At 73.2% G+C, this 23,135-nt stretch carries 18 protein-coding genes; 9 read left to right on the forward strand and 9 right to left on the reverse strand.

Translation table 11 applies throughout. From position 1 onward, the window contains the following. Positions 1–218: 218 nt before the first annotated feature. Positions 219–764: an HdeD family acid-resistance protein gene (locus tag WMF34_RS44340; RefSeq protein WP_437991602.1), complete on the forward strand. Its 546-nt coding sequence runs from the start codon at positions 219–221 to the stop codon at positions 762–764. Positions 765–813: 49 nt separating this feature from the next. On the opposite strand, the gene WMF34_RS44345 is transcribed toward WMF34_RS44340, so the two are convergent. Continuing rightward, a complete protein-coding gene (locus WMF34_RS44345) occupies positions 814–1,662 on the reverse strand; it encodes a hypothetical protein (protein ID WP_437991603.1) in 849 nt (282 codons plus the stop codon). 112 nt (positions 1,663–1,774) lie between these two features. Here WMF34_RS44345 and WMF34_RS44350 point away from each other — a divergent pair, with 112 nt between their 5' ends. The 6 genes from WMF34_RS44350 (at position 1,775) to polA (ending at position 10,957) form a co-directional block, all read left to right on the forward strand. Further along, entirely contained in the window at positions 1,775–2,515 is a 741-nt protein-coding gene (locus WMF34_RS44350) for an SDR family oxidoreductase (protein WP_437991604.1), read from the forward strand. Positions 2,516–2,612: 97 nt separating this feature from the next. Beyond that, positions 2,613–4,151 (forward strand): aminopeptidase P family protein, encoded by a 1,539-nt coding sequence (locus WMF34_RS44355; protein WP_437991605.1) that lies wholly within the window; start codon positions 2,613–2,615, stop codon positions 4,149–4,151. Positions 4,152–4,630: 479 nt separating this feature from the next. Continuing rightward, positions 4,631–6,565: a S8 family serine peptidase gene (locus tag WMF34_RS44360; RefSeq protein WP_437991606.1), complete on the forward strand. Its 1,935-nt coding sequence runs from the start codon at positions 4,631–4,633 to the stop codon at positions 6,563–6,565. Positions 6,566–6,651: 86 nt separating this feature from the next. Beyond that, positions 6,652–6,858, forward strand: a complete 207-nt coding sequence (locus WMF34_RS44365) for a hypothetical protein (protein WP_231864568.1) — start codon at positions 6,652–6,654, stop codon at positions 6,856–6,858. A 19-nt stretch (positions 6,859–6,877) separates the two neighbouring features. Next, the gene (locus WMF34_RS44370) at positions 6,878–8,221 is read left to right on the forward strand and encodes a carboxypeptidase regulatory-like domain-containing protein (RefSeq protein WP_437991607.1); all 1,344 of its coding nucleotides are present in this window, start codon (positions 6,878–6,880) and stop codon (positions 8,219–8,221) included. 33 nt (positions 8,222–8,254) lie between these two features. Continuing rightward, positions 8,255–10,957 (forward strand): DNA polymerase I, encoded by a 2,703-nt coding sequence (gene polA / locus WMF34_RS44375; RefSeq protein ID WP_437991608.1) that lies wholly within the window; start codon positions 8,255–8,257, stop codon positions 10,955–10,957. Between the two features lie 274 nt (positions 10,958–11,231). On the opposite strand, the gene rpsT is transcribed toward polA, so the two are convergent. The 4 genes from rpsT to WMF34_RS44395 form a co-directional block, all read right to left on the reverse strand. Continuing rightward, positions 11,232–11,516 (reverse strand): 30S ribosomal protein S20, encoded by a 285-nt coding sequence (gene rpsT / locus WMF34_RS44380; RefSeq protein WP_012241287.1) that lies wholly within the window; start codon positions 11,514–11,516, stop codon positions 11,232–11,234. Between the two features lie 13 nt (positions 11,517–11,529). Beyond that, a complete protein-coding gene (locus WMF34_RS44385; protein ID WP_044967265.1) occupies positions 11,530–11,718 on the reverse strand; it encodes a hypothetical protein in 189 nt (62 codons plus the stop codon). Positions 11,719–11,814: 96 nt separating this feature from the next. Further along, positions 11,815–13,314: a hypothetical protein gene (locus WMF34_RS44390; protein WP_437991609.1), complete on the reverse strand. Its 1,500-nt coding sequence runs from the start codon at positions 13,312–13,314 to the stop codon at positions 11,815–11,817. After that, on the reverse strand, positions 13,311–13,898 hold the full coding sequence (locus WMF34_RS44395) for an RNA polymerase sigma factor (protein WP_012241290.1): 588 nt from the start codon (positions 13,896–13,898) through the stop codon (positions 13,311–13,313). The genes WMF34_RS44390 and WMF34_RS44395 overlap by 4 nt, the downstream gene beginning before the upstream one ends. A gap of 440 nt (positions 13,899–14,338) precedes the next feature. On the opposite strand from WMF34_RS44395, the gene WMF34_RS44400 reads away from it, so the two are divergent. Continuing rightward, entirely contained in the window at positions 14,339–15,676 is a 1,338-nt protein-coding gene (locus tag WMF34_RS44400) for a S41 family peptidase (RefSeq protein ID WP_437991610.1), read from the forward strand. Between the two features lie 45 nt (positions 15,677–15,721). Here the strand turns inward: WMF34_RS44400 and WMF34_RS44405 are convergent, their stop codons facing one another. The 4 genes from WMF34_RS44405 to WMF34_RS44420 all read right to left on the reverse strand — a co-directional run bounded on the left by WMF34_RS44405 (position 15,722) and on the right by WMF34_RS44420 (position 20,913). Continuing rightward, positions 15,722–16,969 (reverse strand): FAD-binding protein, encoded by a 1,248-nt coding sequence (locus tag WMF34_RS44405; protein WP_231864570.1) that lies wholly within the window; start codon positions 16,967–16,969, stop codon positions 15,722–15,724. Further along, positions 16,948–18,729 (reverse strand): glycerol-3-phosphate dehydrogenase/oxidase, encoded by a 1,782-nt coding sequence (locus WMF34_RS44410; protein WP_012241293.1) that lies wholly within the window; start codon positions 18,727–18,729, stop codon positions 16,948–16,950. Before WMF34_RS44410 ends, WMF34_RS44405 begins: the two co-directional genes overlap by 22 nt. Positions 18,730–18,823: 94 nt before the next feature. After that, positions 18,824–19,567 (reverse strand): glycosyltransferase, encoded by a 744-nt coding sequence (locus tag WMF34_RS44415; RefSeq protein ID WP_044967267.1) that lies wholly within the window; start codon positions 19,565–19,567, stop codon positions 18,824–18,826. After that, a complete protein-coding gene (locus WMF34_RS44420; RefSeq protein WP_437991611.1) occupies positions 19,564–20,913 on the reverse strand; it encodes a protoporphyrinogen/coproporphyrinogen oxidase in 1,350 nt (449 codons plus the stop codon). Before WMF34_RS44420 ends, WMF34_RS44415 begins: the two co-directional genes overlap by 4 nt. 238 nt (positions 20,914–21,151) lie before the next feature. On the opposite strand from WMF34_RS44420, the gene WMF34_RS44425 reads away from it, so the two are divergent. Beyond that, entirely contained in the window at positions 21,152–23,134 is a 1,983-nt protein-coding gene (locus tag WMF34_RS44425) for an aconitase family protein (protein WP_437991612.1), read from the forward strand. Position 23,135 lies beyond the last annotated feature (1 nt).

The following is a 23,135-nucleotide window of genomic DNA, read 5'->3' on the forward strand; positions in this document are numbered from 1 at the left end:
ACCAGCGCTCGACCTTCGATGGGCCCGCCTGCCCGACGCTGCTGAGCAGCTCGCTCGCCGCGGTCGGGCAGGGGACGTGCATCCAGCCCGGGCAGTGTGACGCCGCGCGGGCATGAGCGGCACAGCGCTCCGCACACGAGCGGCGGAGACGCCGTGCGCTCAGGCCGCGCGCGTCCGCCGGGTGTGCGCGACGTGGATGCCAGAGAAGGGGGAGAGGCATGGAATCGCTGGGACGGTATTGGTGGCTGCTGGCCCTGAGGGGCGTGGTCGGGATCCTGTTCGGGATCTTGTTCTTCGTGTGGCCGATCCCATCGCTGGCCACGCTCGTGCTGCTGTTCGGCGTGTGGGCGTTGTTCGACGGCTGCGCCGCGTTCGCGTCCGCGATCAGCGGCCGCGGCGGCGTGTATTCCGTGGTCGAGGGCATCTTCGGCGTCGGGATCGCGGTGCTGACGTTCTGGCGGCCCATGATCACCGCGCTCACGCTCTACGGCGTGGTCGCCGCGTGGGCCGTCGTGATGGGCATCTTCAAGATCGTCAGCGCGGTGAAGCTCCGGCACGTGATCGACAACGAGATCTGGCTCGGGCTGAGCGGCGCTGTCTTCCTGATCTTCGGCGTCCTCATGGTGGCGCTCCCGGCGGCCGGCGTGCTGGCGCTCGTCTGGTTCATCGGAGCGTTCGCGATCGCCGAGGGAGCGATGCTCATCGCGCTCTCGCTGCGCCTGCGCCGCGTGCCGAGCGTGGTCGCGCCGCTGCGCATGCCCTGACGCCCGGCGGACGGCGGCCGGCGGGACGCCATGGACCCGAGCGCGCCCGTCAATCGATCTGCAGGTGGTAGTGCGCGGGCGTCGTCTCCTCGATCACCAGGACGCCCCCAACCTCCGCGGTGCTCTCGAGGAACGCGCGCTTTTCCTTGGGCGACATGGTCCTGTTGCGCACGTCGACGGCGCCTTTGCGCAGGTGCGCGGAGACGTAGACCCCCCGGTCGATCTGGTCCTGGATCACGGCCTCCATGGCGGCCACCACCTGCTCCGGCCGCTTGCGGGAGTTCGCCTGATAAGCCTTCTTGATCTCCTGGACTGCCGCCTTGTTGCGGTAGAGCTGGAGGAGGTCCTCGCCGAGCCTGAGCTTCGTGAACATCGCCCTGGCCTGGCGGTTCGCGTCGCGTGTCCCGCTCGTGATCACGAGGTGCTCGCGCGTGCGTCGCGCGTAGCCCTTGTCGATCTGCTCGACCTTCGCGGCGATCTTCGCCGGGAGCGTCACGCCCGGGAGCACCTCGTACGGCGGCGGGGCCCACGGCTCCGTGGGCACGGCCTTCCCGAGCGCCGTCAGGGGCGGCAGCTGCGCGCGCCGCTCCTCTTCCTCCGTCGGCAGCTCGTCGCACTCGGGTCGGGTCGCCGGCGCGGCGGCGCGCGGCGCGGCGCTGGCTGTCCCGGCGGCGCGCGGCGCGCTCGGGGCCCGCGGCGCGGCGCTCGCCGGCGCCGCGGGGGCGCTCGCGCCGGGCGGATCGAGGCCCGGCAGGCCGATGCTGGGCAGATCGATCGACTCGAGCCGCTCCCTGCATCCAGCCGCGCAAAGCAGCGCCGCGGCGAGGGCGCGCAGGCGGCGCGGCGGCTCCAGGGAGCGTTCCTGTGCGGCTGCTCGGCGTGTCGGAGGCGTCGGCAAAGCCGGTCCAGCGTGCCATGGCGCGCGGCGCGGGCGAAAAAAACGGCGGCGCGCGACGTGCGATGTACACCGGCTCGACGCGCGGGGCCCCGCATCGACTACACAGCTCCCCATGCCCCATGCTCCCCTGACCGGCCGTATCGCCCTCGTGACCGGCGCCGGCACCCGCCTCGGCGCCGCGACGGCCCGCGCGCTCGCGGCCGCCGGCGCCGACCTGGCCGTGCACTACGCCACGAGCGCCGCCGGCGCGGAGGTCGTCGTCGACGAGGCGCGCTCCCTCGGCCGCCGCGCCGCCGCGTTCCAGGCGGACCTCCACGACCGGGGGGCGCTCGCCGCGCTCGCTCGTGCGGTGCTCGACTGGTCGTCTGGCCGGCTCGACCTCCTGGTCCACAACGCGGCGAACTTCGAACGGGTCCCGCCGGCCGAGCTCTCCGCCGACGCGTGGGATCACGCCATGGCGCTCAACGCGACGGCGCCGTACCTGCTCACGCTCGAGCTCGCCCCGGCGCTCCGCGCCTGCCGTGGCAGCGTCGTCGCGATGGTCTGCGTGAGCGCCGAGCGCCCCTGGAAAAATTACATTCCGTACTCCGTGTCGAAGGCCGCGCTCGCGCACCTGGTCCGCGGCCTCGCCGTGGGGCTGGCGCCGGAGGTGCGCGTGAACGGCGTCTCACCCGGGACGGTGCTGCCGCCGTCCTCCTACGACGAGGCCACGCTCGCTCGCCTCCGCGAGCGCATCCCGCTCCAGCGCATCGGCGAGGCGGAAGACGTCGCCCGCGCCGTGGTGTTCCTTGCTGAAAACGACTTCATCACCGGTCAGATCCTCGCGGTCGACGGCGGCGTCTCGGTCGCGTGACGCGCCGCCCTGCCGCGCGGGTCGATCCGCCCCAGCGTGAACAGGCGCGCGCTTTGGCTTGAACGACCTCACCTGATCGACCCATAGTTCGAGCCTCATGAGCCACACGCCCGAGACCAGCGCCGCCCCCCTCCAGGCAGATCCTGCCCACAGCGCGCCCGCCGGCGGCGCCCCGGCCGAGGCGCCCGCGGCTGCGGCTCCCGGCGCGGAGGCCAAGCCGGCGAGCCACGACTCGACGCTGCCGGAGGCGCTTGTCGCGTTCATGCTGGAGCGCTGGGCGCCGGCGTCCGGCGAGCTCCCGCAGGCGATCGCGCACGCGGAGGTGTTCGCTGCCCGCCGCCGCGCCCTGTCGAAGCTCTTCCCGGCGGAGACGCTCATCATCCCCACCGGGCACGAGAAGGTGCGCGCCAACGACACGCACTACCGCTTTCGCCCGGGCTCGGACTTCTTCTACCTGACGGGCAACCTCGAGCCTGACTGCGTGCTCGTGCTGCAGCCGCAGGAGGGGGGCGGGCACCGGGACATCCTCTTCGTCGAGCCGAACCCCGGGCGCAGCGACAAGACGTTCTTCACCGATCGCGCCAAGGGCGAGCTCTGGGTCGGCCCTCGCCTCGGCGTCGAGCAGAGCCGCGCGCACTTCGGCGTCGACGAGTGCCGCGGGCTCCCCGAGCTGGACGCGTACCTGAGCGGCCTCGTCGGCACGGTGACGCGCCCCCACCGCGTGCTCCGCGGCATGTCCGAGCGCGTCGACAAGCTCCTCGCCCGGCACGATCGCGACAAGCAGCTCGGCGAGGCGCTCTCGGAGATGCGCCTCCTCAAGGACGCCCTCGAGGTGCAGGAGCTCGAGGCGGTCGTCGCGTCGACGAAGCGGGGCTTCGAGGACGTCATCCGCGCGCTCCCCCGCGCGCGGAGCGAGCGAGAGGTGGAGGGCACCTTCAACCTGCGCGCCCGGGTCGAGGGCAACGACGTCGGTTACGGGACGATCGCCGCGTCGGGCCACCACGCGTGCATCCTGCACTGGACGAGGAACGACGGCGCGCTGGAGCCGGGCAAGCTCCTCCTGGTCGACGCCGGCGTCGAGGGCAACGCGCTCTACACGGCCGACATCACCCGGACCCTGCCGATCAACGGGAAGTTCTCCAGGGAGCAGCGCGAGATCTACGAGCTCGTGCTCGAGGCGCAGGAGGCGGCGATCCGCGAGGTGAAGCCGGGCAACGACTTCATGGAGCCGAACCGGGCAGCGATGCGGGTGCTCGCCCGGGGGCTCGAGCGGCTCGGCATCCTCCACGTCTCCGCCGAGGAGGCGCTCAAGGAAGACAGGCAGCTCTACCGGCGGTATTCGCTCCACAACGTGAGCCACATGCTGGGCCTCGACGTGCACGACTGCGCGCAGGCGCGGCAGCAGGTCTACAAGTTCGGCAAGCTCAAGGCGGGCATGGTGCTCACGGTCGAGCCAGGGCTTTATTTCCAGCTCGATGACGAGACCGTCCCGGCCAGGTACCGCGGGATCGGGGTGCGCATCGAGGACGATATCCTCGTCACCGAGACGGGGTATCGGAACCTGTCGAGCGATATCCCGAGGTCCGTGAGCGACGTGGAAGCGTGGATGGCGGGACTCTGGGCCACGCCGCAATGAACTGAACGGCGGGCGGGGGAACGGCCCAGGCGAGCGAGGTGGAGGGCGTGCCCAGACGCGGGGGCCGCCGGTGGAGGGTGGGGCCGCGCGGGAGGGCGGCGGGGGTCCCCCCACAAACTCGCGCCTTTTGGGGGGCTGTTGCCACACAGGAGGGTGGGGTGGGGCTGGGGGCGACTCGCTTCGATGCGGGCCGGCGCTCGGGTTTGTGGGGCCCACCCCCGCCGCCCTCCCGCGCGGCCCCACCCTCCACCGGCGGCTCTGCCGGGGGGAGCGGTGAGCGGGGGATTGGGCAGTCGAGCTCGGCGTTGAGGATGGGGTGGTGTTCCAGGAAGTCCGTGGTTGCGGTTGGCGGTGGATGCCATCGGAAACGGCGACGGGGCGAGCGGGCTGGCGCACGGACGCAACGGGCGCGGCGCGAGGATGCTGGAGCGATGGCTGCTCGCGGGCGGCGGCGCTACCCTGGCGATGAGGAGACCCGCATGCACACGTCTCGCCTTCTGCGTTGGCCAGGGACCGCAAATCTCCGAACCGGACGCGCGCTCGCGACGTCGCTGCTCGCTGCGACCGCGCTGGTCGCCGTGTCGAGCGCGGTCAGGGCCGAGGACGGGACGGACAGCCGAGGCGCCGGGGCCGCCCTCGCGGCGCGCTCGCCGGGGATGCTCGAGCCTCGCCTCCCCGGGTACGTCAACCCTGCGCTGCCCGTCGACGTCAGCCCGTCGCTGCGCGGCCCGGACCTCCTGCTCGAACCGGTCGCGACCGCGGGCGAGCCGCTGCACGGCATGGCCTCCGAGCTCGACGAGACCAGCTACGATATCCCAGGGCAGATCGTCGTCGACGCGCGCGATGACCTCGACGACGCCTCGCTCGCGGACCTCGTGCGCGACTTCTCGCTGCGCGTGTCGCCGACGGCGCTCACGTCACAGACCAGGATCCAGATCGCCACGGTGGACGGGCCGGTCAGCGCGACGCTGGAGCGGCTCGCGCGCGATCCGCGCGTGGAGGCGGCGGAGCCGCTCGCCTGGGTGCGCGCCTCGTTCGTCGCGAACGACCCGCTGATGAAGGACCAGTGGCACATGGCGCGCGTGGGCGCCGAGCGCGCGTGGGACTTCGCCTCCGGCCGCGGCGTCACCGTCGCCGTTGTCGATACGGGCATCGCGTGCGAGGACCACGGGCCCTTCACCAAGGGGACCGACCTGGCCTCGACCGAGTGCGTGGAGGGATGGAACTTCGTCACCAAGACGAACCACGCGAACGACGACCAGGGCCACGGCACGCACGTCGCCGGGACGATCGCGCAGTCGACCAACAACGGCCTCGGCGCCGTGGGGCTCGCGTTCCACGCGCGGCTCATGCCGGTCAAGGTGCTGAACGAGAGCGGCTGGGGCACGACAGCCGACGTCGCCGACGGCATCCGGTGGGCGGCCGAGCACGGCGCCCAGGTCATCAACCTGAGCCTCGGCGGCCCCCGCAACTCCAAGGTGCTCCAGAGCGCGATCGACGACGCGGTCGCGCGCGGCGCGGTCGTCGTCGCGGCGGCCGGCAACACCGGCGGGCGCGTGCAGTTCCCCGGCGCCTCCGATGGCGTCATCGGCGTGAGCGCCACCGACGCGAACGACAAGATCGCGCGGTTCTCCTCGCGCGGCCAGGGCGTCGACGTCGCCGCGCCCGGGGTGAACGTCACCCAGCAGACCATCTGCAACCGCGGGCGCGACAAGTGCCAGAATTTCTACGCGTACAGCGGCACCTCGATGGCCGCGCCCCACGTGGCCGGCGCGGCGGCGCTGCTCGTGAGCCTCGGCGTGACGGACCCGCGCGCTGTCGAGGACGCGCTCCGCGCAGGCGCGCGCGTCGTCGACGACTCCGACGGCGGCAAGCTCCTCTACGGGGCAGGCATCCTCGACGCAGCGAGCTCGGTCGTGCGCGTGACGCAGAGCCACATCGTCGTGCGGCTGCTCGCGCTGCTGGTGCTCGCGACGTGGGTCGCGCGCCGCGCCCGCAAGAAGGACGCGACCGCCACGAGCCCGTGGCGGGCGAGCTTCCTCCTCCCGGCGCTCGCGGCGGGGCCGGGGCTGTTCTTCTTCGCGCCGTGGCTCCTGCCGCGCGTGGAGCTCGCCGTCGACGTGCTGGCCCGGCCGATCGCCGACCTCGACCTGCTGATCGGCGCGTCGGTCCACCGCTGGCTGCCGCTCGCCAACGCGCTCGTCCCGCTCGGCCTCACGGCGCTCTTCTTCGGCGTGAAGAGGCTCCGGCCGGCGATCGCGGGCTTCGCCGTCGGCACGGCGGCCTACCTCACGTCGGTCGTCCTGCTCGGCGAGGCCGCCGGTCCCTTCGGCAAGATGGCCCTCATCGTGTGGTGCGCGGTCAACGCCGCAGCCTGCCTCTGGATCGCCCGGACGAACCTGTCCACGCGCTGAGCCGGCGCCTGCCGCGCTCGCTCCGTGGCCGGGCGGTGCGCCCGGCCATCATGACCACCCTGCAAAAACGAGCTAGGATGCCGGCGATGCGGTCCGGCACCTTGCTCCTACCTTTCACGCTGCTCCTCGGGGCGTGCGGCGGCTCCTCCAGCGAGACGCCGTGGCCCGCCGAGCCACGGGGCCCCGCGCTCGGTCCCACGGACGAGGCGTCGCCGGACGGGCCGGCCAACTCGAGCGCGGCCCCTCGAGGCGCGGGCGAAGGCTCGGCGGGCGAGGCCGACGCCGGCCGGTGAACCGGCGGCGGAGGATGGCATGGCGGACATCCGGACGGCAGGCGCGCAGCGGAGGGCCTGGCTCTCCGCCGCGCTGCTCTCCGTCGCGCTGCTGGTCATGCCGCTCCTCGTCTGGCTGCTCCTGCCGCGCCCCAGCCCCGTGATGCCGGTCCGGCGCGAGCCGGCCGCCGCGCTGCTCCCTCCACCGCAGCCGGAGCTCACGGCGCCGCGCGAGGTCGAGGCGCCGCCGGCACCGTCCGCGCCGCCAGCGCCCTCACCGCCGCCACGCGAGGTCACGGCCGCGAGCGTGGGGCCGGTCCGCGGCGTCGTGCTGGATCCGGAAGGCCACCCCAGCGCCGGCGCCGTGGTCAGCTGCCGCGAACCGCCGGGCAACTCTGCGAGCGCCGACGCCGAGGGGCGCTTCGAGCTGCCGGCCGAGGCCGACGGTTGTACCGCCACCGCCGCGCAGCCGCCGTACGGCGACGCCGAGCCCACGCGCGTCGCCGCGGGCCGCGACAACGTCCTTCGCCTGCTCGCCGCGGGCGCGATCGTGGGCGAGGTCGTGGATCCATCGGGCAGGCCCGTCGAGGCGTACCTCCTGGCGATCGAGTCGTTCACGCCGGCCGGGTCCGGCGCGCACGCGGGCGTGAACGGCCGCGCGCGCAAGGTGTCGGATCCGGGCGGCGCGTTCCGATGGGACGCGCTCGCCCCGGGCCGCTACGTGCTGACGGCGAGCTCGGCCGGACGCCCGCCCGCGCGGAGCCGGCCCGTCGACGTCGAGGCGGGCCGCGCCGCCGAACGCGTGCGGATCGTGCTGCCGCAGGGCGCGACGCTGAGGGGCAGGGTCGTCGACGCCGCGTCGCGCGCGCCGGTCGTCGAGGCCCAGGTCGAGCTCGACTCCGCGACCTCGTCGGGCGCGAACGCGATCTCGCTCGCGCTTACCGACGCGAACGGCGACTACGAGCTCGAAGGCGTGCCGGCCAGCGGCCCGTTCTCGGTGCGCGTGCGCCACCAGCAGTACATGGCCAAGATCGTGTCCGGCCTCGACGCGCGCGGCGCGCAGTCGACGCGCGTCGACGTCGAGCTCCGCCAGCTGGACGACGGCGGGGCGCGCGAGGAGCTCACGGGCATCGGCGCGATGCTCTCGCTCTCCTCGGGGCGCGTGATCATCGCGGGCGTCGTCGAGGGAGGGCCCGCGGCGTCCGCCGGGCTCCTGGCGGGCGACGTCATCGCCCGCATCGACGGCCGGCCCACGACGGAGCTCCCGCTCGCCGACTGCATCCAGCTCCTCCGCGGCCCGGCGGGGACGGTCGTCTCCGTCGGCGTGGAGCGGGAAGGGCGCACCCTCGACGTGACGATACGGCGCGACGTCGTGGTTCGGTGAACGGCCGCGCGCCGAGGTGCTAAGGGTCGGTCCATGTCCACGCGCCCTACCGCGCTTCCCCCGGCCGGAGCTCCGGACGTCCTCTACCTCGTCGACCTGTCGGGCTACGTCTTCCGCGCCTACCACGCGATCAGCCCGCTCTCGAGCCCGAGCGGCGAGCCGACCCACGCGACGTACGGCACCGTCGCGATGCTCACGAAGCTCGTGGACGAGCGGAAGCCCGCGTACCTGGGCGTCGCGATGGACTCCCCGGGCAAGACGTTCCGCGACGAGCTCGACCCCCGCTACAAGGCGCACCGGCCGCCGCCGCCACCCGATCTCGGGGTGCAGATGAGCCGGTGCCGGGAGATCGTCGAGGCGTACCGCATCCCGATCTTCATCCAGGAGGGGCTCGAGGCGGACGATCTCGTCGCCGTCGCCGTCGCGCGGGCCAAGGAGCGGGGGCTGCGCGTCGTCATCGCGTCGAGCGACAAGGATCTGATGCAGCTCGTCGACGGCGAGCAGGTGATGCTCTGGGACGCGATGCGCGACAAGGTCTACGGGCACCCCGAGGTCGTCGCGAAGTTCGGGGTGCCGCCGGAGCAGGTGCGCGACCTGCTCGCGCTCGTCGGCGACACCTCGGACAACGTCCCTGGTGTCCCCGGCGTGGGCCTCAAGACGGCCGCCGAGCTGCTCGCGCAGTTCGGCTCGCTCTCGGCGATCTACGAGCGCATCGGCGAGGTCAAGAAGCCCCGCATCCGGGAGTCGCTCCAGCAGAACGAGGCCGACGCGCGCCTCTCGCAGAAGCTCGTGACGCTCGACGGCGGCGCGCCCGTGTCGCTCGACCTCGAGACGCTGCGCTACGGCGGCGCGGACACCGGCAGGCTCCGCGAGCTCTTCACCGAGCTCGGCTTCTCGCGCTTCCTGAAGGCGGTCCGCGCGCCCGAGCCGACCGCGCGCGCGGCGACCTACCGGGTCCTGACGACGCGCGAGGAGCTCGAGGCCTTCGCCAGGTCGGCGCGCGCGGCCGGCCGCCTCGCCCTCGACGTGCTCGCGACGAGCCGCGAGCCGATGAGCGCCCACGTCTGCGGCGTCGCGCTCGCCTGCGAACCGGGGCAAGCCGTGTACGTCCCGCTGGGCCACCGCTACCTCGGCGCGCCGGCCCAGCTCTCGATGAGCGACATCGACGCGGTGATGGGCCCGCTGCTCGCCGACCCCGAGCTCCCGAAGGTCGGCCACGACGTCAAGTTCTGCGAGGTGATCCTCCTGCGGCACCGCATCGGGCTCGTGGGCGTCTCCTTCGACACGATGCTGGCGAGCTACCTGCTCGATCCCGAGGGGAAGAACCAGCTCCACGAGCTCGCCGAGCGCGAGCTCGGCGCCAAGATGCAGACCCTCGACGAGGTGGCCCCGAAGCGCCGCGGTCAGGCGCAGCGCGCCCTCGACGAGATCGAGCTCGGCGAGGCGTCGAGCTACGGGGCCGCGTTCGCCGACGTCGCGCTGTCGCTCACCGACCGGCTGCGCCCTCGGCTCCGCGCCGAGAAGCTCGAGGACCTGCTCGTGCAGATCGAGCTGCCCCTCTCCGCCGTGCTCGCGGAGATGGAGCTCACGGGCGTCCTCGTCGACCCGAGCGCGCTCGCGCAGCTCGGCGCGCAGATGACGACCGAGCTCGCCGCGCTGGAGCAGAAGGCGCGCGAGATCGTGGGGCACGACATCAACCTGGCGTCGCCGAAGCAGCTCGAGGCGGTGCTGTTCGACGAGCTCAAGCTGCGCTCCCAGCGCAAGACGAAGACCGGCCGCTCGACCGACGCCGACGTGCTCGAGGCGCTCTCGGAGGAGCACCCGTTCCCCGGGGTGGTGCTCGAGCACCGCGCCATCGCCAAGCTCAAGGGCACGTACGTCGACGCGCTGCCGCGCCTGGTGCACCCGGGCACGGGCCGGATCCACACGCGCTGGGGCCAGGCCGTGGCCGCGACCGGGCGGCTCTCGTCGCAGGACCCGAACCTGCAGAACATCCCGATCCGCACGGAGCTCGGCCGGATGATCCGGCGTGCGTTCGTGGCGCCGCCCGGGAGCGTGATCGTGAGCGCCGACTACTCCCAGATCGAGCTGCGCGTCCTCGCGCACCTCTCGAAGGACCCGGTGCTCGTCGACGCCTTCCGCGCCGGGCAGGACGTGCACGTGCGCACGGCCATGGAGATCTTCGGCGTGGACCAGGCAGGGGTCACCGCCGAGATGCGCCGCCGGAGCAAGACGATCAACTTCGGCGTGATCTACGGCATGGGCGAGTCGGCGCTCGCCAAGCGGCTCGACATCTCGCGGGCGGAGGCGGCGCGCTTCATCGACGCCTACTTCGCGCGCTACCGCGGCGTGCACGAGTTCATGGAGGGGACGATGGCCGAGGCGAAGCGCTCCGAGTCGGTGCGGACGCTGCTCGGCCGGCGCCGCTTGCTCCCGGATCTGCGCAGCAGCGACCGCATGCGCCGCGCGCAGGCGGAGCGCATCGCGCAGAACACCCCCATCCAGGGGACGGCGGCGGATCTCCTGAAGCTCGCGATGGTGCGCGTCCCGCGCCCCGTCGTCCCCGGCGCGCGCATGGTGCTCACGGTGCACGACGAGCTCGCGTTCGAGGTGCCGGCCGCGGCCGTGGACGAGGCCAAGGCGAAGGTGCGGGAGGCCATGGAGTCGGTCTTCCCGCTCGACGTCCCGCTCGTCGTCGACGTCGGTCACGGCCCCACCTGGGCCGACGCCCATTGATGGGGCGGGCACCCGCTTCGGATACGGGCCCATCTCGGCGTTTTCGGTGCTCAGCGTACCGGAGTACACTTCCGCGCCGAAAACGCCGATCTGGGCCCGTCTCCTGTGCGGGTGCCCGCCGCTGGCGTCATGGGGGGGAGAGGGGCGGGGAGAAGAGACGCGCTCTTCGGGGCCGTGACGGCGGCAGCGGGGGGCTACGGTGCTCCGGGGAGACAAAACGACGACGCCCGCTTCACCTTGCGGTGAGCGGGGCGTACGTGCGGAAGGGTTGTTCTCAGCTCGCGGCGGTCTTGGCAGCGACGCTTGCCTTGTGAAGGGCGAGGGCGAGGCGGCTCTTCACGCGCGACGCGCGCTTGGCGGGGATCGTCCCCTTCGACGCGGCACGATCGAGCGCGCTCACCGCGGCGGTCACCGGCGCAGCGGACTCTTGCGGAACGCCCTTCAGCGCGGTGCGCGCCTTCTTGACGGTCGTGCGGAGCTCCGACTTGATGGCGCGATTGCGCGCGGTCCTCGTGATGCGCTGGCGGTTGCGCTTGTCGGCAGATGCGTGATTGGCCATGAGAAAAGCTCTCCTACTTCTTCGCCTGCGCCTCGGCGGGCGTGGCAGCGCGCAGGGCGTCCGGCGCGTTCTGGTCGTAACCCGCCGGATGGATCGGGAACGCGGGGGTGCCGTGTGCGCGCTCGAAGCGCTTGCGGCGGGTGCCCGCCGTGCGCGCCTTGCGCCGGCGGATGCGCTGGGTTTGCTGAGTCGCGGAAACCATGGGGGCGCGCATTCTACCCACGGGGGGGGCTGTGTCAACCGGGAGGTTTGGCTGCCCTCCGCGAGGGCGTGCTGGCGTGTCGGCGCGTGGTCAGGGCTAGGGTCGGATCGTCGCGCTGACCGAGAAGGACGGCTTGGAGAAAGGACCCACGTTGGCGCCCTTGAGCGCGGACTGCACGCAGCTCGACTGGCCGTTCGACGCTGCCCACCCGCTGACGCTGACCTTGCTCACCTGGCCTGTCGACGAGAACGTGATCTGCGCGCGCGACACGTCGTTCGCGCCCGCGACGCACGCCTTGGCGCTGCCCATGACCGAGCCGAGCGCGGCCTGCACCGAGCCCTGTGACGGCTGCTCGGGGATGTTCTGCTGCCGGAGCGGACCCGACGCCGGCACCGGCGCCTCCGAGACGACCGAGGGCTGCCGCTCCGCGTTGTCGCCCACGGCCGCCTGCATGGCCGAGGGGAGGTCCCCCGGCTTGCCAGCCGCCGCCGGCGCAGCCGCCGTCTTTCCCTGCTCGGGCTTCGGCGACACGACAGGCGTGGCCGGCACCTCGACGGCCGCCGGCGCAGGAGTGCCGGCGGGGGCGGCTTGCGCCTTGGGCGCCGCGACGAGCTTCTCCTCCGCTTGCACGGGCTGCTCGACCACGGCGCGCTCCTCCGGCGCCGCGGCGACCGGAGCCGCCGGCTCCACCCGCGTGTCGCCGCGCGGCGCGGCGGGCGCCGCGACGGTGGTCGGCGCGGGCGCCGCGGTCGCCGCGATCTCCCGCTGCGGCGGCGCCGTCGTCTTCACCATGACGGTGACCGCCGCGGCCAGCCCCAGGGCCGCGACGGCCGCGCCGGCGATCATCCCGCCGGAGCGCTTCTTCGCTGGAGCCGAGTCCACGGGCGCGGACGGGGCGCGGCGCGCCGCCACCGGCATGACCGCTGCCGCCTTCGCGTCCCCGGACCGATCCGCCGCGCCGTGCCGCGCCGTCTCGGAGGCCTCCACCTCCGAGGGCGCCGACGCGTTGAGCCGGTTCAGATCGATGACGCCGGAGTCCTCCAGCACCCCCTCCGCCGGCCGCAGGGACGGCGACGACGCGCGGGCGCCGCCGGAGAGCGAGCCGCGCCCCGGCAGCGGGGACACACGCCCTGGCGGCGCCGAGCTACGTCCCGAAGCCGGCAGCGGCGTCGAGAGCGCAGCGCCGCTCATCGCGGGCATGCCGCTCGCGCGACCCGGCGCCTGGCTGACCCGCTCGGCGATCTCCTTCAGCGACTGGCGTCTCTTCTCCGGCGGCCGCGACAAGGTGCCGCCCGACAGGCTCTCAGGCTTCGAGGCCCTGGCTGCTTGTGATCCGTCCCCCATGGTGCTGCGTTCTCCTGACGCGCGTGCTTCGCGCGAAGGGTCCTCCGTCTGCTCCTCGCCTGGCGCTGCGGTGAGGTCGGGGGGGGCGAGGAGATCGGCTGCCGCCGCGGTGTCCTCCGAGCGCCGGGAGATGGCGGCCTCGACGATGTGAGCGGCCCGCGCCTCCCACGCCTCCTCGTCGTTCGTCGAGGGCGCGGGGGCAGGCCAATCGTTGAGCATCCCGTCGAGGTCGAGCTTGTCGGTGACGTTCATTCGGCGTCCCCTCCGAAACCGCGCTCCGCGAGGTATGCACGGAGCTTGCGGCGCGCCTCGTGGACGCGCCAGGCGACTGTTCCTTCCGGACAACCCAGGATCCTGGAGGCGTCCTCGTGGGGCACGCCGTCGATGCACACGAGGATGAGCGTCGTCCGCAGCGTGTCCGAGAGCGCGTCGATGCCGTCGCAGAGCGCGGCCGCGAGCTCGCGCCGCTGGGTCGACGCGGCCGGATCGACGCCGTGGCTCGGGCGCGTCTCGAGCAGCAGCGCCTCGATGCGCGGATCGTCCGCGGGGGTCGAGTTCTTGCTCGGCTTGCGGGCCCGGATCATGTTGAGCGAGAGGTTCACGGCGATCCGGTAGAGCCAGGTGAACGGCTCGCTCCGGCCGTCGAACCGGTCGAGCGCCTGGTAGGCCCGGACGAAGGTCTCCTGCGTCACGTCCTCTGCCTCCGCGCCCGAGCGGACAAGGTGGAACGCCAGCCGGAAGATGCGCTTCTGATATCGACGAACCAGCACCCCGAACGCCTGGGCGTCTCCGCTCCGGGCTTGATCGACGAGCTCACGATCGGTGGGTTTGGCCATCCTAGCCGCCTCGGGGTGCGAGTTGTCTCCCGCGCACGGACGACAGCGCAGCCGCGGACACCTCCTCGCGACGGCCCCCGACCGTCTCGGCGAGAGAAGCCCCTCGCGGCGAGCCCCGCTTCGCGAACGCGAAGCCGGGCGATGAGGAGGCAAGTTCCACGTTCAGGCGCGCGAAGATAGCCGAACACTCCTCTTAGGACAAACCATGCGCCCGGAGCTTGGGCGCCGTGATGACCTCGTCGACTGGCGGGCGATACGCCCGCGCTGGCACATCGAAAGCCTGCGCGGCGCCCCGCCGCCCGGCCCACCGCGCGGCGCGCAGGCGCGTGCCACCGCGCGGCGCGCAGGCGTGTGCCACCGCGCGCCGCGCAGGCGCGTGGACGAGCGCGGCCGTCGCCGGCGCACCGCGCCGCCGCCCGTTCCGCTGCTATGGTCGGCGGATGCAACGCTTCTCGAGCTGGATGCGCACCCTGGGGCTCATCGCTGCGGCCTTCGCAGGAGGGGCGGCGACTTCCCACCTCGCGGGCGCGAGCACACAGGCGCAGAGCCCCTACGCTCCGCTCGAGCAGCTCGCGCGCGTGCTCGTGCTCGTGGAGAACAACTACGTCGAGCCGGCGCAGCGCAGCAAGATCCTCGACGGCGCCATCAAGGGGATGGTCGCGGAGCTCGACCCGCACTCGGCGTACATGAACCCCTCGGAGTTCGCCCAGTTCCAGGAAGAGACGGGGGGGACGTTCGGCGGCGTCGGCATCGAGGTCGACGCCAAGGACGACAACATCACCGTCATCGCGCCGATCGAGGGCTCGCCGGCGGCGCGGGCGGGAATCCGCTCCGGCGATCAGATCCTCGCGATCGACGGCCGCCCCGTCCGCGGCGAGCGCCTCGACAAGCTCGTGAAGATCATGCGCGGGGCGCCCGGCTCCCGGGTGAAGCTCACGATCCGCCGGCAGGGCGTGCCCGAGCCCCTCTCGTTCGACCTCACGCGGGAGCAGATCCACGTCACGAGCATCGCGGCGAAGCGCCTCGACCGGGACATCGCGTACGTCCGCGTGAAGCAGTTCCAGGACGGCACCCACGAAGAGATGCTCCGCGCCGCGGCGAAGCTGCGCGCCGCATCGAAGGCGCCGCTGGCCGGCGTCATCCTGGACCTGCGCAACAACCCCGGAGGCCTCGTCAACGAGGCGGAGGCCGTGGCCGACGAGCTCCTCTCCTCGGGGACGATCTACTCGACGCGCCAGCGCAACCACGTCGTCGACGAGGCGAAGGCGCACGACGGCGGCGCGTTCGCCTCGCTGCCCATCGTCGCGCTCGTGAACGAGTACTCCGCGAGCGCCGCCGAGCTCGTCGCGGGCGCCCTGCAGGACAGCGGGCGCGCCGTGCTCGTCGGCGCGAGGACCTTCGGCAAGGGGTCGGTGCAGACCATCTACGAGCTGCCCGGCGGCGCCGGGGTGAGGCTCACGACGATGCGCTACTACACGCCGAACGGGCGCTCGATCCAGGCCCAGGGCATCCGGCCGGATGTCGTCATCGAGAGCGCGGCGCAGCAGGTCCCGGCCGCCATCCTCCGCGAGCAGGATCTCGAGGGACACCTCCCCGCCGAAGGGGCGATCGGCGACCGTTCGCCGAGGGCCGTGCTCGTGGAGAAGCGCGCCGAGACGGCCGCGGCGGCCGGCCCCGAGGGCGACATCCCCTCCGATCCCACCCGCGGGAGCGACTTCGCGCTCGCCGTCGGGTACCAGCAGCTCCTCCGCGCCATCCCCGCGATCCGCCAGCGCTGAGGATCGCGCGGCGAGCGACCTGCGCCGGGCGCCGCTCGACGCGCGTCAGGCCTCGGCGCCGGCGCGGAGCCCGGTCGTCACCGCGTCGAGCACGGTGCGCGCCCTCCCCGCGATGGTCGCCCCGGCCGCGAGGATCCCGGGTGCGGCGCGGACGCCCTCGCACCGCACCCCCACCGCCTCCAGCGCGCCGAGGCGCTCGCCGCGGGGCCACGCGACGACGTCGAGCTCCGGGCCCTGCATGGAGCTCACCACGCCGAACGCGCCGCGATCGTCGCCCATCGTGACGGGCGCCGCGATCGAGAGCGCGAACGGCGCGGCGCCGCGCGCCGGGAAATCGGCGCCGGCGCCGCTCTCGGGCGGCGTGTACGCGATCCCGCCGCCGGCGAGGCCGCCGATCGCCAGGATCACCCCGTCCGCCGCGAGCGGCACGTCCTCCCCCTCGACGTGGATCGTGACGCCTTCGTCGGGCGCCCCTGGTCCCGGGTGCCCGCCGCCCACCGCGCGCACGCGGCCGTGGCGCTGAGCCGCCCCGATCGCCGCGAGCAGCGCGTCGCGCGCCGCCTCGAAGCGCAGCCCCGCCGGCGAGCCGGCGCCCATCAGCGCCTCGCCCACCGGGACGCCGAGGCGGGCCGCGAGCGCCTCGGCCCGCGGAGCGCTCGCGCCGAGCCACGGGCCGAGCAGGATCGCCCCCGCGCCGCCCGCGCCCTCGAGCGCCTGGCGGAGCCGATCGAGGAGCCAGGAGAGCCGCGCCGGGTCGTCGTGCCGGGCCGCGAGATCGCCGTCGGCGATGTGCCGCTCGTCGTCGAAGCGCAGGACCGGCGCGTCGACCGGCAGGAAGCGGAGCCCCCGCGCCCGGGCGAACGGCTCGTCCGTGAGCGCCTCCGCGAGCGCGTCCGCGTCCCACGCGGCGCGCGCCGCGCGCGGGACGAGGACGCGCGTGCGGCGGAGCGGGCCGAGGTCGAGCAGCGCGCGATCCCTGCCGCGGGCGGGGCGGATCCGCCCCGCGACGGTCGCGAGGCGCACGCCCGCCGCCTGCGGCAGCTCCCACAGGCCGAGCTCCGCCGCGAACTGCCTCGCCGCCGGCGCGAGATCGCTCGCGGGCAGGTCGCCGCCGAGCAGCCGCGACGCCCGCTCGATCTGCTCCCACGGCACGTCGTCCACCGCGCCGCCCGCGAGCGCCGTCTCGCCGACGCCCGCGGAGATCACCGCGACCCGGGCCCCGCGCCGCCGCGCGCTCCACGCGGCGGCGAGCCCGGCGACGCCGGCGCCGATCACGAGGATCGATCGCGCCACGCCCTCTCCTCCGGCTCCCGCGCGGCGCGCTGCGCGCGACGATCGGCGTCCTCGCACGCCGCCGCCGCCTCGTCGTCCGCGGGCGCGCCGAGCTCCGACCGGACGCTGGCGATCGCGAGGGCCTCCTGCCGCGCCTGCTCCGGGCCGAGCGCGACCGCGCGGGTCACCGCCTGCCTCGAGAGGAAATTCGCCGCCTGCCGCATCCCCTCGCGCGGCGGGAGCGAGAGCTCCTGCGCCACGATCTGCCCGCACCGCGCCGCGCAGCGCATGCCGCCGCACGCGCCCAGGCCGAGGCGCGTTCGGCGCGCGACATCGGCGACGCTCCGGGCGAGCTCGTGCCGGAGGACATAACGCACCTCGGCCTCGATCACGGGCTCGCAGGGGCACACCGTCGCGGCCTCGCGCGGCCGCTGCCGCACGCGCTCCTCGATCCGGAGCGCGCGCGAGCCGTGCCGGTACACGAGCCGCCGGGCGGCCACCGCGTCGATCTCCATCCGCCGCGAGAGCGCGAGCGCGTCCACCGCGCGATCGCCGCCGGGCAGCGCGGTCGTGTGCGTCACGCAGCGGGCGCCGAGGTCGAAGCGCCGCGAGAGCACGTCGGTCATCTCCTCGGCGAAGAGCCGGAAGCTGGCCAGCTTGCCGCCGATCATCGAGTAGAGGCCCGGCGCGCCGTGCGCCGCGTGATCGACGATCTGGTGCTCGCGCGAGAGCGCGTCCTCGGTGGGCCCGAACGCGTAGAGCGTGGGCCGCACGCCCGCGAACGTGCCGATCGCGCGCGCCTCGTGGATCTGCGGGAACACGCGGGCGATGCCCTGGACCAGGTACCTGACCTCCTCGCTCGTCGCGCGGACCTGATCGAGATCGCCGTAAAAGTCGTCGTCGGTCGTGCCGATGACGCTCATGTTCTCCCACGGCTCGAGGAAGATCTGACGGCCGTCGATCGTCCTCGCCATGATCGCGTAATTGGTGAGACGCCGGTCGAACACGACGTGCACGCCCTTGCCGGGCCGCACGCGCGAGCTCGCGGCGGGCAGGCCGGCGAGGGACGATGTGATCGGCGACCACGCGCCCGTCGCGTTCACGACCGTGCTCGTGCGGAGCCGCCCGCCTTCCCCCGTCGTGCGGTCCCGGTAACGGACGGCGACGACCTCGCCGGTGTCCTCCCGGCGCTCGATCCGCTCGACCGTGTGCCCCACGTAGACCTTGGCCCCGCGCTCGATCGCGTCGACCGCGTTGGCGACGCAGAGCCGCGCGCCGTCGATCCCCCACTCGTCGAAGCTGAAGCCGCCCACCAGGTCGCCGTGCAGCCCCGGCTCGAGCCGGCGGAGCTCGTCGGGCGTGAGGCGCGCGTGCGGCTTGCCGCGCTTGAGCGGCTGGTAGTTGTCATACGCCTCGAAGAAGGCGTCCGCGAGCGGGTAGAGGAGGCGCCCGTGCCGCGCGTTCTCGAACGGGACGAGGAAGGGGATCCGGAAGAGCAGGTGCGGCGCGATCGCCTGGATGTGGCCCGAGTCGCGGCACGATTTCTCGGTCACCTGCGGATCGCTGGTCAGGTACCTGAGCCCGCCGTGGATCATGCCGCTCGAGTTGCCGCTCGCGCCGAACGCGAGATCGTTGCGCTCGAAGAGGGCGACCCGCAGGCCCCGCTGTGAAGCGTCCCGCGCGACCCCCACGCCGTTCACGCCGCCGCCGATGACCACGACGTCCACGTCGGTGTCCGCGCGGCGAGCCGGTCTTGCGGCGCTCGAGAGGAGGATCGTCACCTGCGGCGTATAGCATGCCAGAATTTTTCCACGAGCGGGCCCGGCCTCGCGCGCGGCGCTGCGAATGCTGCGCGAAGGCTGGAGGGGCCGGCCGTCAGCCGCGGACCCGGATGGCCCAGGTCAGCTTCGCGAGGCTGCGCAGCACGTTCGGGACGCGGCGGGTGAGGTTGATCGAGGGGCGCCGCTTCTCCAGCACGCGGACGGGGATCTCCTCGATCCGCAGGCCAGCGCGGTAGGCGCGGATGACGAGCTCGCTGGCGAAGACGTCCTTGTCCACGACGCAGTCGCGCGCGACCCCGAGGAGCGGCTCGCGCAGGAACGCCTTGAGCCCGTGCGTGTCCGTCCCACGGAAGCCGAGCGTGGCGCGGAGGAGCCCGTTGTACACCTGGCTCGCCGCGTGCCGCGCCCACGGGCGATCGTCGCGCGCCCCCTGGATGAGCTTGGACCCGATCACCATGTCGACGCCGCCTGTCCGCAGCATCGCGATGGCGCGGCGGTGGAAATCCACGTCGCAGAGGTCGATCTCGTCGCAGAGCACGAAGCGCCCGCGCGCCCGCTCGATGCCCGCGCGGAGCGCGGCCCCGTAGTTCGGCTCGCCGATCGAGAAATGCCGCACTTCCGGGTACTTCTGCGCGAGCTCGCCGGCGATGCCGAGGGTCCCGTCGCGCGAGCCGTTCTCGGCGAGCACGAGCTCCCAGCGCCAGCCGAACGGCGAGAGCCGCTCGCGCAGATCCACGACGGCGGCGTGGAGGATCGCCTCCTCGTTGTACACGGGGATGACGATGGAGATCTCCGGCGATCCGCCCGCATCCCCGCGATCAGGCTCGGCGGTGCTCACGGCGCGCCTCCGAGGAGCGCCTGCGCGCGGTGCGCCGCGTCGCGCCCGAAGTGGAGCGCGTCCTCCATCGAGGAGTAGTTCCAGCCGCCGTAGCGCCCGCACGAGAGGATGCGCTGGCCCTCGAGGAACGGCCGCACCGCCTCCAGCGAGCCGAAGTAGCTGTGATCGAACACGACGTACGCGTGATCGATGCGGCGCAGGCGGGCGAAGCGGATGGCGCTCGGGGCGGGGATGAGGCCCATCTCGACGAGGCCCTCGGCGACGCGGGGGAGCAGCGCCGCGAGATCGGGCTCGGCGCGATCGGCGAGCTCGACGTAGAGGCCGGCCTTGCCCGGCGGGGCCATGGCGGCGGAGAAGTGGGAGTAGCAGCCCACGCGGTAGAACGGGTACTTCGCCTCCGGGACGTACACCCAGTGCAGCGGCTGCCCGCACGGGGTGTCGAGCGCCACGTCGAGGTAGTAGAGGTGCGTGCAGCGCAGCCGGGAGGCCGCCTCGCCGACGGCGCGAGGCGCGTCCGAGAGGAGCCTGACGAGCGCGGGCAGCGGCGCGGACGAGACGAGCACGTCGTACCGGACGATCTCGTCGTCGAACACGAGCTCGCGCGCGCGCCAGTCGATCGACCTGGGAGAGCGGCTGAGCTCGATCGCCGGCGTTCCCGCGTCCCGCGGCCGCTGCTCGGCGAGCGCGCGCGCGAGCCCGTGCGTCAGCTGCCCGATGCCGAGCCGCGGGTAGAGGAACCTCGCGTTGTAGCCGAGCTCCCGGTCGTTCAGCCCGACCGCCCCGGCGAGCACGTCCTCCAGCTTCGGTATCGGGACGAAGCGGGAGCACCAGTCGGCGGTGATCTCGCTCGGGTGCACGCCCCAGAGGCGGCTGTTGTAGGGGATCATGAAGTGGCGGCTGATCCCCTCGCCGAAGTGCGCCAGACAGAACTCCTCGAAGTTCCTCGGCTGGGGTCTGTCCTTGGCGAAGTGCGCCTCGATGAAGCCGCGGAGGCAGTCGTAGGCCACGGCGGGCGGCAGGCCGAAGGTGTTCGCCTGGAACGGATAGCGGGTGTACGTGCCATTCGACCAGATCATCGAACGTCGCTCGATCTCGAGCGGGTCGGGGCCCAGCCAGCTCAGCGCGAGCTCCCGGGTCGCGGGGTCGCGCAGGTGGAGGAGGTGCCCTGTCCGGTCGAAGCGGAAGCCGGCGTCCTCGAGCGTGATCGCGTGGCCGCCCGGGCGCGGCAGGCGCTCGAACACCCGGTGCGGCACGCCGGCCCGTCCCAGGTGATAGGCCGCTGCCATGCCCGTCAGGCCGGCGCCGAGGATCGCGACGGGAACGCTGGAGATCGTGGGTCGGGTCATCGCTCGCGGCCCGGCCGCGGCCGCGAAGACACCATCTCCCCGGTGCGTCGTCAAGGCACGCTGCCGTCCAGGCGCTCCTCGGCTCATGCTGGATTTCCTGCCTTCGACGTAATTCGACGTAAGCCGCGCGGAGCTCCGCGCGCGCCGGCAAAGACCGCCGTTGGCGCCTCCGCCCAGAGCGACTAGGTGTGGAGAGGTCCCAGCGCGCGCCGCGCGTCCCGGGGCGTCCGAGGTGCAGATGCCGATCCCCCGCCGGAAGTCCGTTCAAGTCACCGGGAGGACCCTCTACCTGACCGAGGACCCGGCGCTCCTGAAGCAGCAGCTGGCGGGCGGCGAGCTTCGCTTCGATCCCGAGCAGCACGCGCTGATCGACAACATCTCGACCGACGAGCTCACGCCGGGCTGGGTCTGTTACTACTACGACGAGACGCTCGCCCGTTACTGCCTGGTCGGGCTGCGCGGCGGGCACATCGAGCGCGACGCCATCAAGAACGGCGGCTTCGGCGTCATCGTCAGCGGGCGCTCGAAGGGCTGCGGCAGCTCGCGCGAGACGGCGCCGTACTCGGAGCGCGAGGCGGGGATCCAGATCGTCGTCGCGCGCAGCATCGAGAAGATCTACGGCCAGAACTGCCAGAACATCGGGCTGCTCACGACGACCGATTTCTCGCTCCTCGACCGGATCGCGCGAGGCGACGAGATCCCGATCGGCGAGTTCACCCGCGGGCTCGACCCGATCAGCGCCGACGTCGTCGAGTACGGTGGCCTCTTCGCCTACAACAAGGCGCGGATGGCCGGCGAGGTCTCGCCGCCCACCCTGGCCACGCCGCCGCGGCCGATGACGCTGTGCGAGAAGATCATCGCGGCGCACGCGATCGTGGACGCCCGGGCAGGGAAGAACGGCGTCCCCGCGGTGAAGCCTGGAGACGCGCTCTTCGCCCGCATCGACGTGCGCTTCTCGCACGAGTACGTCACGCCGATGGCCGAGTCGCTCTTCCGGGCGGGCGTCGGGCCGGAGGCGGTCGTGACCGAGCCGGAGAGCGTCTTCGCCTTCCGGGATCACCTGACGTTCCTCGATCGCGTGATGCCGGAGGCGCACCTCAGGCTCGGCTTGCGGGAGCAGGCGGCCTCGCTCGCGACGGTGCAGCAGGCCTTCACCGAGCGGCACGGGATCAAGCTGTACGGCGAGGTCGAGCGCGACGGCAGGACCGTGGGCTCGGAGGCCATCTGCCACAACAAGGTGATCGAGGAGCTCGCGCTGCCAGGGCAGATCGTGGCCGGGACCGACTCGCACACCTGCATGGCGGGGGCGCTCGGGTGCTTCGCGTTCGGCGTCGGCTCGACGGACATGGCGAACGCGTGGCTCACGCGCGACGTCCGCGTCGCGGTGCCGCAGTCGGTGCGCTTCAACCTGATCGGGCGGCTCGGGCCGGGCGTCACGGCGAAGGACGTGATGCTGTTCCTGCTCTCGCGGCCGTTCTGGAAGACGGGCCAGGGCATCGGCAAGGTGCTCGAGTTCGCGGGCGATGGCGTCCGGGCGATGGGGCTCGACGAGCGGGCGACGCTCACCAACATGGCGGTCGAGGCGGGCGGCTTCACGGGGATCATCGAGGCCGACGAGGAGATCGTGCGCTACCTCGTCGAGCAGCGCGGGCTCGCCGCGGAGGACGTGCGCGCGCGCATCGTGCGCGCGGATCCCGGCGCGGAGTACATGGCGACGTTCGACGTCGATCTCGCGTCGGTCGAGCCGATGGTCGCGACGCCGGGCGATCCGCGGAACGGCGTGCCGCTGCGGTCGCTCGATGAGGCCGCCGGCGGTCCGGTGAAGATCGACATCGCGTACGGAGGCTCGTGCACGGGCGGCAAGAAGGCCGACATGGACATGTACGCGTCCGTGCTGCGCCAGGCGGTCGAGCGGGGCAAGCGCGTCGCTGACGGCGTGCACCTCTACATCCAGTTCGGCTCGCAGGACATCCGCCGCTACGCGGAGGCCAAGGGCTACCTCGAGATCTTCGAGAAAGCCGGCGCCGAGCTCGTCGACCCCTCCTGCGGCGCGTGCATCAAGGCCGGTCCCGGTGTATCCGACCGCAAGGAACAGGTCACGGTCTCGGCCATCAACCGGAACTTCCCGGGGCGAAGCGGGCCCGGCCAGGTCTACCTGGCCAGTCCCCTCATCGTCGCGGCGAGCGCGATCGCGGGGAAGATCGCATTCCCGGAATCATGAC

Origin of the sequence: Sorangium sp. So ce145, from assembly GCF_051525985.1 — a bacterium.
GTDB lineage: Bacteria > Myxococcota_A > Polyangia > Polyangiales > Polyangiaceae > Sorangium > Sorangium cellulosum_B.

Excerpts from the sequence above, each read along its gene's own strand:
- WMF34_RS44340 (WP_437991602.1), top strand. The coding sequence starts at position 219 with ATGGAATCGCTGGGACGGTATTGGTGGCTGCTGGCCCTGAGGGGCGTG.
- WMF34_RS44350 (WP_437991604.1), top strand. The coding sequence starts at position 1,775 with ATGCCCCATGCTCCCCTGACCGGCCGTATCGCCCTCGTGACCGGCGCC.
- WMF34_RS44355 (WP_437991605.1), top strand. The coding sequence starts at position 2,613 with ATGAGCCACACGCCCGAGACCAGCGCCGCCCCCCTCCAGGCAGATCCT.
- WMF34_RS44360 (WP_437991606.1), top strand. The coding sequence starts at position 4,631 with ATGCACACGTCTCGCCTTCTGCGTTGGCCAGGGACCGCAAATCTCCGA.
- WMF34_RS44365 (WP_231864568.1), top strand. The coding sequence starts at position 6,652 with ATGCGGTCCGGCACCTTGCTCCTACCTTTCACGCTGCTCCTCGGGGCG.
- WMF34_RS44370 (WP_437991607.1), top strand. The coding sequence starts at position 6,878 with ATGGCGGACATCCGGACGGCAGGCGCGCAGCGGAGGGCCTGGCTCTCC.
- polA (WP_437991608.1), top strand. The coding sequence starts at position 8,255 with ATGTCCACGCGCCCTACCGCGCTTCCCCCGGCCGGAGCTCCGGACGTC.
- rpsT (WP_012241287.1), bottom strand. The coding sequence starts at position 11,516 with ATGGCCAATCACGCATCTGCCGACAAGCGCAACCGCCAGCGCATCACG.
- WMF34_RS44385 (WP_044967265.1), bottom strand. The coding sequence starts at position 11,718 with ATGGTTTCCGCGACTCAGCAAACCCAGCGCATCCGCCGGCGCAAGGCG.
- WMF34_RS44390 (WP_437991609.1), bottom strand. The coding sequence starts at position 13,314 with ATGAACGTCACCGACAAGCTCGACCTCGACGGGATGCTCAACGATTGG.
- WMF34_RS44395 (WP_012241290.1), bottom strand. The coding sequence starts at position 13,898 with ATGGCCAAACCCACCGATCGTGAGCTCGTCGATCAAGCCCGGAGCGGA.
- WMF34_RS44400 (WP_437991610.1), top strand. The coding sequence starts at position 14,339 with ATGCAACGCTTCTCGAGCTGGATGCGCACCCTGGGGCTCATCGCTGCG.
- WMF34_RS44420 (WP_437991611.1), bottom strand. The coding sequence starts at position 20,913 with ATGACCCGACCCACGATCTCCAGCGTTCCCGTCGCGATCCTCGGCGCC.
- WMF34_RS44425 (WP_437991612.1), top strand. The coding sequence starts at position 21,152 with ATGCCGATCCCCCGCCGGAAGTCCGTTCAAGTCACCGGGAGGACCCTC.